This window comes from Desulfuromonas sp. TF, assembly GCF_000472285.1.
In the GTDB taxonomy this organism is placed as follows: Bacteria; Desulfobacterota; Desulfuromonadia; order Desulfuromonadales; family ATBO01; genus ATBO01.
This window is the reverse complement of the sequence record NZ_KI421428.1, coordinates 287,434-295,946: the sequence shown is the minus strand read 5'-3', so window position 1 is coordinate 295,946 and position 8,513 is coordinate 287,434. Positions and strand designations below refer to the sequence as shown.

Annotated in this window: 17 protein-coding genes; all 17 read right to left on the bottom strand. The window is 56.3% G+C overall.

Features of this window, described 5'->3' with window-relative positions:
* Positions 1-57: 57 nt before the first annotated feature.
* The 17 genes from rpsD to rplN all read right to left on the bottom strand — a co-directional run bounded on the left by rpsD (position 58) and on the right by rplN (position 8,476).
* Positions 58-687 (bottom strand): 30S ribosomal protein S4, encoded by a 630-nt coding sequence (gene rpsD / locus DTF_RS0120995; RefSeq protein WP_027716920.1) that lies wholly within the window; start codon positions 685-687, stop codon positions 58-60.
* A 20-nt stretch (positions 688-707) separates the two neighbouring features.
* On the bottom strand, positions 708-1,103 hold the full coding sequence (gene rpsK / locus DTF_RS0120990; protein WP_027716919.1) for a 30S ribosomal protein S11: 396 nt from the start codon (positions 1,101-1,103) through the stop codon (positions 708-710).
* Between the two features lie 11 nt (positions 1,104-1,114).
* Positions 1,115-1,483, bottom strand: coding sequence for a 30S ribosomal protein S13 (rpsM, locus tag DTF_RS0120985; protein WP_027716918.1), 369 nt, complete (start codon positions 1,481-1,483; stop codon positions 1,115-1,117).
* Between the two features lie 21 nt (positions 1,484-1,504).
* Complete coding sequence (rpmJ, locus tag DTF_RS0120980; protein WP_027716917.1) at positions 1,505-1,618, bottom strand: 50S ribosomal protein L36; 114 nt, start codon at positions 1,616-1,618, stop codon at positions 1,505-1,507.
* Positions 1,619-1,710: 92 nt separating this feature from the next.
* Positions 1,711-2,457 carry a type I methionyl aminopeptidase gene (gene map, locus DTF_RS0120975; protein ID WP_027716916.1) on the bottom strand — a complete coding sequence of 249 codons (747 nt, stop codon included), beginning with the start codon at positions 2,455-2,457 and terminating at the stop codon, positions 1,711-1,713.
* 1 nt (position 2,458) lies between these two features.
* A complete protein-coding gene (locus DTF_RS0120970; protein WP_027716915.1) occupies positions 2,459-3,106 on the bottom strand; it encodes an adenylate kinase in 648 nt (215 codons plus the stop codon).
* Positions 3,107-3,124: 18 nt separating this feature from the next.
* Positions 3,125-4,435, bottom strand: coding sequence for a preprotein translocase subunit SecY (secY, locus tag DTF_RS0120965; RefSeq protein WP_027716914.1), 1,311 nt, complete (start codon positions 4,433-4,435; stop codon positions 3,125-3,127).
* A 1-nt stretch (position 4,436) separates the two neighbouring features.
* Positions 4,437-4,877 (bottom strand): 50S ribosomal protein L15, encoded by a 441-nt coding sequence (gene rplO, locus DTF_RS0120960; RefSeq protein ID WP_027716913.1) that lies wholly within the window; start codon positions 4,875-4,877, stop codon positions 4,437-4,439.
* Between the two features lie 18 nt (positions 4,878-4,895).
* Positions 4,896-5,075, bottom strand: coding sequence for a 50S ribosomal protein L30 (gene rpmD / locus DTF_RS0120955; RefSeq protein WP_027716912.1), 180 nt, complete (start codon positions 5,073-5,075; stop codon positions 4,896-4,898).
* A gap of 24 nt (positions 5,076-5,099) precedes the next feature.
* Positions 5,100-5,591: a 30S ribosomal protein S5 gene (gene rpsE / locus DTF_RS0120950; protein ID WP_027716911.1), complete on the bottom strand. Its 492-nt coding sequence runs from the start codon at positions 5,589-5,591 to the stop codon at positions 5,100-5,102.
* A gap of 15 nt (positions 5,592-5,606) precedes the next feature.
* Positions 5,607-5,975 (bottom strand): 50S ribosomal protein L18, encoded by a 369-nt coding sequence (rplR, locus tag DTF_RS0120945; protein WP_027716910.1) that lies wholly within the window; start codon positions 5,973-5,975, stop codon positions 5,607-5,609.
* 26 nt (positions 5,976-6,001) lie between these two features.
* Positions 6,002-6,538, bottom strand: a complete 537-nt coding sequence (gene rplF, locus DTF_RS0120940; RefSeq protein ID WP_027716909.1) for a 50S ribosomal protein L6 — start codon at positions 6,536-6,538, stop codon at positions 6,002-6,004.
* Positions 6,539-6,565: 27 nt separating this feature from the next.
* Positions 6,566-6,964, bottom strand: a complete 399-nt coding sequence (gene rpsH / locus DTF_RS0120935) for a 30S ribosomal protein S8 (RefSeq protein ID WP_027716908.1) — start codon at positions 6,962-6,964, stop codon at positions 6,566-6,568.
* Between the two features lie 21 nt (positions 6,965-6,985).
* A complete protein-coding gene (locus DTF_RS27635) occupies positions 6,986-7,171 on the bottom strand; it encodes a type Z 30S ribosomal protein S14 (RefSeq protein WP_081703127.1) in 186 nt (61 codons plus the stop codon).
* A 30-nt stretch (positions 7,172-7,201) separates the two neighbouring features.
* A complete protein-coding gene (gene rplE / locus DTF_RS0120930) occupies positions 7,202-7,741 on the bottom strand; it encodes a 50S ribosomal protein L5 (RefSeq protein WP_027716907.1) in 540 nt (179 codons plus the stop codon).
* 12 nt (positions 7,742-7,753) lie between these two features.
* The gene (gene rplX / locus DTF_RS0120925) at positions 7,754-8,083 is read right to left on the bottom strand and encodes a 50S ribosomal protein L24 (RefSeq protein ID WP_027716906.1); all 330 of its coding nucleotides are present in this window, start codon (positions 8,081-8,083) and stop codon (positions 7,754-7,756) included.
* A gap of 24 nt (positions 8,084-8,107) precedes the next feature.
* Positions 8,108-8,476 (bottom strand): 50S ribosomal protein L14, encoded by a 369-nt coding sequence (gene rplN, locus DTF_RS0120920; RefSeq protein ID WP_027716905.1) that lies wholly within the window; start codon positions 8,474-8,476, stop codon positions 8,108-8,110.
* Positions 8,477-8,513 lie beyond the last annotated feature (37 nt).

Genomic DNA, 8,513 nt, shown 5'->3' with positions numbered 1-8,513 from the left:
CCAGTTTTTGTACATTCGTATCCTCCGTATTGAGGTTACAGCGGCTGGCGCCCAGGGTTACTTGGAGTAGAGCTCGACGATGAGCCGCTCCTGGAAGACCGGAGTAGTCATCTCTTCACGTACCGGCAGGGTCTTGACCGTTCCCTTGAAAGCGACCCTGTCCAGCTCGACCCAGGATGCGACGCCACGGCGCATGACACCATCAAGAGCCTCGTTGACCCTGGCGACCTGACGGCTCTTTTCACGGAGTTCGATCACATCACCTACCCTCACCAGGAAGGAGGGAATGTTGACCTTGCGTCCATTGATCAAAAAATGTCCCTGACGTACCAGCAGACGTGCCTCATTGCGCGAGGTAGCGAAGCCGAGGCGATAGACCATGCTATCGAGACGGCGCTCGAGAAGGATAAGCAGGTTCTCGCCGGTGACTCCCTTCATCCGGTCGGCCTCGGAGAAATAGGAGCGGAACTGGCGCTCAAGCAGTCCGTAGGTCCGCTTTACCCGCTGTTTCTCTCGCAGCTGCGTACCGTAATCGGATACTTTGATTCGCCCCTGTCCGTGCTGACCGGGAGCATAATTGCGGCGCTCGACGGCGCATTTATCAGTATGGCACCTGTCCCCTTTGAGGAACAGCTTCATATTTTCCCTTCTGCACAGGCGGCAGACGGGTCCAGTGTATCTAGCCAACGTTCGTCCTCCTTATATCGTTAGACTCTTCTGCGCTTGGGGGGACGGCATCCATTATGGGGAATGGGCGTAACGTCCTTGATCAGCGTGATGTTGAGGCCGGCTGCCGAGATGGCTCGCAGGGCGGATTCGCGCCCGGCACCGGGGCCCTTGACCCGGACCTCGACATTGCGCATGCCGTGCTCCTGAGCCTTCTTGGCAGCCATTTCAGCAGCCATCTGGGCAGCGAACGGGGTGCTCTTACGGGAGCCCTTGAACCCTTGACCGCCTGCGGTGGCCCAGGAGATCACATTGCCGACGACATCCGTAATGGTCACTATGGTGTTGTTGAAGGTCGCCTGAATGTGGGCCACTCCGGCAGAGATGTTCTTCTTTTCGACCTTTTTTCTGACTACTTTCTTGCCTGGCTTAGCCATCATTCCTCCAATTATTTCTTCTTGCCAGCCACGGTCTTACGAGGACCCTTTCGGGTGCGGGCATTGGTTTTTGTTTTCTGTCCCCGCACGGGAAGACCCCGGCGATGGCGCAGGCCACGATAGCAGCCAAGATCCATGAGTCGTTTAATATTGGTGGAAATCTCGCGTCGCAGATCGCCCTCGACTTTATGTTCCCGGTCAAGAATCTCACGGATCTTGGCGACTTCCGCCTCGGTCAGATTATCTGAACGGGTATCAAGGTCCACCCCGGCCTTGGCAAGAATCTCCCGGGATGCGGAGCGTCCGAGACCGTAAATATAGGTGAGAGCCACCTCGATCCGTTTATTTCTCGGTAAGTCAATACCAGCTATACGTGCCAATGTCTTATCCTCCTAATCCCGTTAACCCTGTCTCTGCTTATGTTTAGGATTCTCGCAGATGACTCTGACGATTCCCTTGCGTTTGATAACCTTGCATTTGTCGCAGATGGTCTTGACCGAAGCGCGAACTTTCATAACTCGTTCCTTTACTCGTTGCGAATAGCTACTATCTTAAATACAAAAAACCAGCCTCTGGCTAAATCCATGCCAGCCAGTCTGGCAAACTGTTAGACCGCTGTGAGAATCTGCGGCCCTTCTTCCGTAATCGCCACCGTGTGCTCGAAATGAGCCGAAGGCCTACCATCGATAGTAACGGCCGTCCAGCCGTCGTCAAGGATCTTTACCCCGGAAGCACCGGCATTGATCATCGGCTCGATGGCCAGCGTCATTCCGGCCTTGAGCCTTGGACCCTGTCCGGGGGGACCGAAGTTTGGAATCTGGGGGGCTTCATGCAGTTGGCGCCCGATGCCGTGTCCGACGAATTCCCGCACGACACTGAATCCTTCCCCCTCGACATAGGATTGCACCGCATGCGATATGTCAGAGAGACGGTTGCCCGCGACGGCGGCGGCAATGCCCAGTTCCAGAGATCGTTCGGTCACCTGCAGCAGCAGGCTTTTCTCCTGATCTATCCTGCCGACAGGGATGGTGATAGCGGAATCACCGTAAAACCCTCCATAGACCACCCCGAAGTCGATACTCAGAATGTCCCCCTCTTTCAGGGGCATTTCGTCGGCAAAGCCATGGACGACCTGCTCGTTCGGCGAAGCGCAAATCGTAAAAGGGAATCCGCCGTATCCCTTGAAAGCCGGTTGTGCCTTGCGTTTTCTGCATTCAGATTCCGCCAGCCGGTCAAGTTCTCCGGTGGTGACTCCCGGCGCCACTTTCTCCCGAAGAAGCTGGAGGATTTCGGCAACCATCCTGCCGGCCACCCGCATCTGCTCAATCTCGGCGCGGGACTTTAAGACAATCACCTCAAGCGGCCTGAAGATGGCTCAGGATTTTCTCCTGGACCGTACCGATCTCCTGCATACCGTCAACGGGAAGGAGGAGATCTTCATTGCGATAGTACGCGGCCAGCGGCGAGGTCTGGGCATGATAGACTTCTAGCCGTTTGCGGATCGTCTCTTCGCTGTCATCATCTCGCTGAAACAGTTCGCCGCCACAAGCGTCACATCGTCCTGCTTCCCGGGGAGGATCGAACTTTACATGGTACCCCTGGCCGCATTCCCGGCAGGTGCGCCGCCCAGTAAGGCGCTCCACCAGAGCCTCGGTATCGACCTCAAGGGAAATCACCGCGTCCAGATCCTTGCCCAGGGAGTGAAGAGTTTCCTTGAGAGCATCGGCTTGGGCAACGGTCCGGGGAAAGCCGTCGAGAATGAACCCTGCGGCGCAGTCCTGATTCTGCAGACGTTCCCGAACGATCCCGATAACGACGTCATCCGGAACCAGCCCCCCCGCATCCATAAAGGACTTGGCTTTGACTCCCATGGGAGTCCGATCCTTGACCGCAGCTCGCAGAATATCACCGGTTGAGATCTGCGGAATATCGAATCGCTCGGTCAGCATCTTCGCCTGAGTACCCTTTCCAGCGCCGGGAGGGCCAAGGAGAATGAGTTTCATCGCTTATTCCTTATCTTCCTATCCGTGACGACCCTTGAGGGTGACGCCTTGCATGAATCCCTCGTACGAACGGGAAATCAGGTGTGCTTCGATTTGTGAAGCGGTATCGAGGCCTACCCCAACCACAATGAGCAACGATGTCCCGCCGAAATAAAACGGGACATTGAACTGACCGATCATGATCGTAGGCAACACGCAGACGAGAGATACGTAGATGGCCCCGGCAAAAGTGAGGCGACTGAGGACGGTATCGAGGTACTCGGCCGTTGCCTTGCCCGGACGGATCCCAGGAATATACCCACCCTGCTTTTTGACATTATCTGCAACATCGACAGGGTTGAAGGTGATAGCCGTGTAGAAGTAGCAGAAGAAGACGATAAATGCAACGAAAAAAACGTTGTACAGCCAATGGGTGGGTACCATCATGGAGGCTACCGTCTGAACCCATGGGATATCGACCAGATTGGCCACCGTCGCAGGGAACATGATGATGGAACTGGCGAAGATCGGCGGGATAACCCCACTCATATTGATCTTGAGAGGAAGGTGGCTGGTCTGCCCGCCGTAGTTGCGCATCCCTACAACCCGCTTGGCATAGTGAATTGGAACCCGTCGTTGACCCCGCTCCATAAAAATGATGGCGGCGATAACCGCGACCATGAGTAGAAGGATGAAGAGCATCACCACCGGAGACAGAGCGCCGGTCTGCAGCAGGCGAATCGAATTGACCAGGGCCGACGGAACCATGGCGACGATACCGGCAAAAATGATCAGGGAAATGCCGTTGCCTATTCCGCGCTCGGTGATCTGCTCTCCCAGCCACATGATGAATGCGGTTCCGGCGGTAAGAGTGATCACGGTCAGAATAATGAATCCGAATCCCTGGTCCGGAACGACCAGTTCACCGGCGGGACCACGCATGGTCTGAAGTCCGACGGCAATGCCGGCGCCCTGAATGACCGCCAGCACAATGGTGCCATAGCGGGTCCATTTGGTGATCGTCTTGCGCCCCTGTTCGCCCTCCTTCGCCATACGCTCGACCGGCTCGAAAACCACGGTCAGCAGCTGCAGGATAATGGAGGCGCTGATGTACGGCATGATCCCCAGGGCAAACACCGTCATGCGCTCAAGAGCACCGCCCGTAAAGGCGCTGACCAGACCGAGCAGGGTCCCTTGGGTCCCCTCGAAAAACTTGGCTAGGACCTGAGCGTCGACACCGGGAGTCGGGATGTGACAGCCGACCCGATAAACTGCGAGCATACCGAGCGTGAAGAGGATTCGGCGACGCAGTTCAGGGATATTGAAGATATTCTGGATGCTCGCAAACACCTTAGATGACCTCGGCTTTACCGCCGGCCGCCTCAATGCGTTCCTGGGCCGACTTGCTGAATTTATGGGCTTTGACCGTCAGGGCCTTGGTGAGTTCGCCGTCACCCAGAATCTTGATGCCGTCGCCCACCTTCTTGACCAGCCCAGCCTGCCCGAGAGCCGCCATATCGACGACACTGCCGGCTTCGAACAGTTCAAGGTCGTGCAGGTTGACCAAGGCATAGACTTTCTTGTTGAGAGAGGTGAACCCACGCTTGGGCAGACGTCGCTGCAGGGGCATCTGGCCGCCTTCGAAGCCGGCTTTGATGCCGCCGCCGCTTCGGGCGTTCTGACCTTTATGCCCCTTGCCGGCGGTCTTGCCGGTGCCGGAGCCAGCGCCGCGACCGATGCGCTTTCTGTTTTTGGTCGAACCGATTGCCGGTTTTAAATTGCTCAGATCCATGTCTCTATTCCTTACTGATCAGTCCTCGACTGAAACCATATGGGCAACTTTGCGCACCATCCCGCGAATCTCCGGAGTGTCCGGAAGAACCACGGTCTTGTTGAGCCTGGTCAGGCGCAAGCCTTTGAGCACCCGGGTAAAATATTCATTGCGGCCGATGCCGCTTTTCTTCAGTGTAACCTTGATTTGTCCGGCCATGACCTTCTCCTTAACGGCGCTTTCCTACTCGGCAACGCTGAGACCGCGGCGCGCCATGATCTCTTCGGCGCTCTTGAGCTGAGAAAGAGCGTTGACGGTCGCCTTTACCACGTTGTGCGGATTGTTGGACCCGAGGCATTTCGAGAGGATATCCCCTACTCCAGCAACCTCGAGAACGGCGCGCGCCGCTCCGCCGGCAATAACACCGGTACCTTCAGAGGCGGATTTCAACAAAACCTTGCCGGCCCCGAATTTGCCCACCACATCGAAAGGAATGGTGCGCCCTTTGAGGGGGACACGGATCAGGTTCTTCTTGGCCTGCTCCACCCCCTTGCGAATCGCCTCGGGGACCTCCTTGGCCTTACCGAGACCGTATCCGACATGACCCTGCCCGTCGCCAACCACCACCAGAGCGGAAAAGCTGAAACGGCGGCCACCTTTGACGACCTTGGCACAACGATTGATATGGATAACCCGGTCGGTCAAGTCCAACTGATTGGGATCGAAGCGAAGCAAAGACTCCTCCTTTACCTAAAAAGCAAGGCCGGCTTCACGGGCAGCGTCGGCAAGAGCCTTCACGCGGCCGTGATACAGGAAACCGTTGCGGTCAAAGACCACCTGCTTGATGTTCTGTTCCAGGGCTTTTTTTGCGATAGCAGCCCCGACCGCCTTGGCGGCATCCACATTGCCAGTATACTTCTGTCCTTCAGCCACTTCTTTGGCGATGGTCGAGGTGGCGACAAGAGTCCTGCCGGTGCCATCCTCTATAATCTGGGCATATATGTGTTTGGCGCTGCGGAAAACACAGAGCCGGGGGCATTCACCGGACCCGCGCACCTTGCGCCGAACCCGCACCTGCCGCTTTACGCGCGCCTCACGCCTAGCTTTTGCGACACTCACAGTCATTCTCCTTGGCGATCATTCACTTATTTCTTACCGGTTTTGCCCGCCTTGCGGACAATCCGTTCACCAGCAAACTTGATCCCTTTGCCTTTGTAGGGCTCAGGCTCGCGGAAGGAGCGGATCTTGGCCGCAGTGGCTCCAACGAGTTCCTTATCGATCCCCTTGACGGTGATCTTGGTCTGCTTCTCCACCTCGGCACTGATCCCCTTGGGCAGAGGATACTCAACCGGATGCGAATAGCCCAGGGCAAGGTTCAGAACTTCACCTTTGAGCTCAGCACGGTAACCGACACCGTTGATCTCCAGCACCCTCTCAAATCCCTTGGTGACGCCTTCCACCATGTTGGCCACGAGAGTGCGGGTTAATCCTTGCAGAGCTGTACCGGTGCCGTTGCCCATTGGCTGAACGAGCACCTTATCAGCCTCGACGGCGATATTGACCTGGTCGGTCAGCACCCGGCTTAAATTCCCTTTGGGTCCCTGCACGCTGATGGTCGTTCCAGTCAGGGCCACTTTGACCCCGGAGGGGATCGCAATGGGCTTTTTCCCGATTCTTGACATCGTTTTAAACTCCTTCAGCAGGGATCCTTACCATAGGGTGCAGAGAACTTCTCCGCCCAACTGCGCCTCACGGGCTGCCGCATCGGGCAAAAGCCCCTTCGAGGTCGAGAGGATAGCACACCCAAGGCCGTTCTTGACCATGGGTATTTCATCCTTGCCTACATAGATGCGCCGTCCGGGAGTCGACACCCGCTTGATTTCGTGGATCACGTGCTGGTTATCATTATCGAATTTAAGATAGATCCGCAGCACGCCCTGCTTATCGTCGCTAACGGTCTTGAAATTCTTGATATAGCCGAGATCCTTCAGCACCGTGGCCAGTGCCACTTTGAGGTTGGACGACGGGATGTCCAGCTTCTGGTGCTTCGCCAGCCCCGCATTGCGGATGCGAGTCAGCATGTCCGCGATAGGATCAGTCATTGCCATGGATGCAGCTCCTCTTTCTCTTTACCAGCTTGACTTAATCACGCCGGGAAGTTTTCCTTCCGACGCAAGTTTGCGCAGGCAGATCCGACACATGTTAAACTTACGGTAGTAGGCACGGGGACGACCACAGAGGGGACAGCGATTGTACTCCCTGACTCCGAACTTCATCGGACGCGTCGCCTTGATCATCATAGATTTCTTTGCCACAGTTCTCCTCCGCTATCCTTCCGACTCTGTCTATTTTCTGAACGGCATTCCGAGTGCAGCCAAAAGGGCGCGCCCTTCTTCATCGGTCCTGGCCGAGGTGACGATCGTCACATTCAGTCCCTTGACCTTGTCGATCTTGTCGAGATCGATTTCCGGAAAAATGAGCTGCTCCCGGATCCCCAGGGTGTAATTGCCGCGGCCGTCGAAAGCCTTCGGCGAGATCCCCTTGAAGTCACGCACGCGGGGAAGAGCGACATTGATCAGACGGTCCAGAAACTCATAGGCACGGTTCCGGCGCAGGGTGACCATGCAACCAATGGGCATGCCTTCTCTGAGTTTGAAGCTCGCGATGGAATTCTTCGCCTTGGTAATCACGGCCTTCTGACCGGTTATTTTCCCAAGCTCCTCCACGGCCGATTCCAGCACCTTGATATTCTGAATGGCCTCCCCGAGGCCCATATTGATGGTGACCTTCTCCACCCGGGGAACCTCCATCACGTTTTTAAGCTGCAGGTCCTTCATGAGTTGGGGAGCCAACTCGGCCCGGTATGTTTCTTTAAGTCTGGCCATGGAAATTCTCCGTTATTTGTCCAGGATCTCGTTGCATTTCTTGCAGAAGCGGGCCTTGCTGCCGTCCTCCAGCGTCCGGACTCCGGTACGGGTCGGCTTGTTGCAGGAGCCGCACAGCAGCAGGACATTGGAGGCGGCCAGGGGGGCCTCCTTCTCAATGATGCCTCCTTCCGAGTTGGCGCGGGTAGGCCGGGAATGTCGCTTCACCACATTGAGGTTCTCGACCACAATCCGTCCCTTTTCAGGAAAAACCTTGGTGACCTTCCCCGACTTGCCCTTTGCCTTGCCGGCTATAACCATCACCACGTCATTTTTTTTGACATGAAGTTTTTTTGCCGCCATGTTCTTATCTCCCAATGACTATGATTAAAGGACCTCGGGCGCCAGCGACACGATCTTCATGAAACGGCGAGCGCGAAGTTCGCGGGCGACAGGTCCGAAGATCCGGGTCCCGACAGGCTCCCCGGCGGCGGTGACCACCACGGCGGAGTTTTTGTCGAAACGGATGTACGTTCCGTCGGGGCGGGGCACCTCCTTGGCCGTTCTGACGATAACGGCGCGCACCACATCGCCCTTCTTCACCTTGGAATTGGGCATGGCCTCCTTGACGGAGCAGATGATGATGTCACCAAGGCCGGCGTACTTTCGCTTGGAGCCACCGAGCACCTTGATACAGCAGAGTTTCCGGGCTCCGGAGTTGTCTGCGACATCAAGCATCGTCTGCATCTGAATCATGACTTGTATCTCCTAAACGGTTACGTTCTTTTCAATG

Excerpts from the sequence above, each read along its gene's own strand:
- rplF (WP_027716909.1), bottom strand. The coding sequence starts at position 6,538 with ATGTCAAGAATCGGGAAAAAGCCCATTGCGATCCCCTCCGGGGTCAAA.
- rplO (WP_027716913.1), bottom strand. The coding sequence starts at position 4,877 with ATGGATCTGAGCAATTTAAAACCGGCAATCGGTTCGACCAAAAACAGA.
- rplN (WP_027716905.1), bottom strand. The coding sequence starts at position 8,476 with ATGATTCAGATGCAGACGATGCTTGATGTCGCAGACAACTCCGGAGCC.
- rpmJ (WP_027716917.1), bottom strand. The coding sequence starts at position 1,618 with ATGAAAGTTCGCGCTTCGGTCAAGACCATCTGCGACAAATGCAAGGTT.
- DTF_RS0120970 (WP_027716915.1), bottom strand. The coding sequence starts at position 3,106 with ATGAAACTCATTCTCCTTGGCCCTCCCGGCGCTGGAAAGGGTACTCAG.
- rpmD (WP_027716912.1), bottom strand. The coding sequence starts at position 5,075 with ATGGCCGGACAAATCAAGGTTACACTGAAGAAAAGCGGCATCGGCCGC.
- rpsK (WP_027716919.1), bottom strand. The coding sequence starts at position 1,103 with ATGGCTAAGCCAGGCAAGAAAGTAGTCAGAAAAAAGGTCGAAAAGAAG.
- rpsH (WP_027716908.1), bottom strand. The coding sequence starts at position 6,964 with ATGGCAATGACTGATCCTATCGCGGACATGCTGACTCGCATCCGCAAT.
- rplE (WP_027716907.1), bottom strand. The coding sequence starts at position 7,741 with ATGGCCAGACTTAAAGAAACATACCGGGCCGAGTTGGCTCCCCAACTC.
- rplX (WP_027716906.1), bottom strand. The coding sequence starts at position 8,083 with ATGGCGGCAAAAAAACTTCATGTCAAAAAAAATGACGTGGTGATGGTT.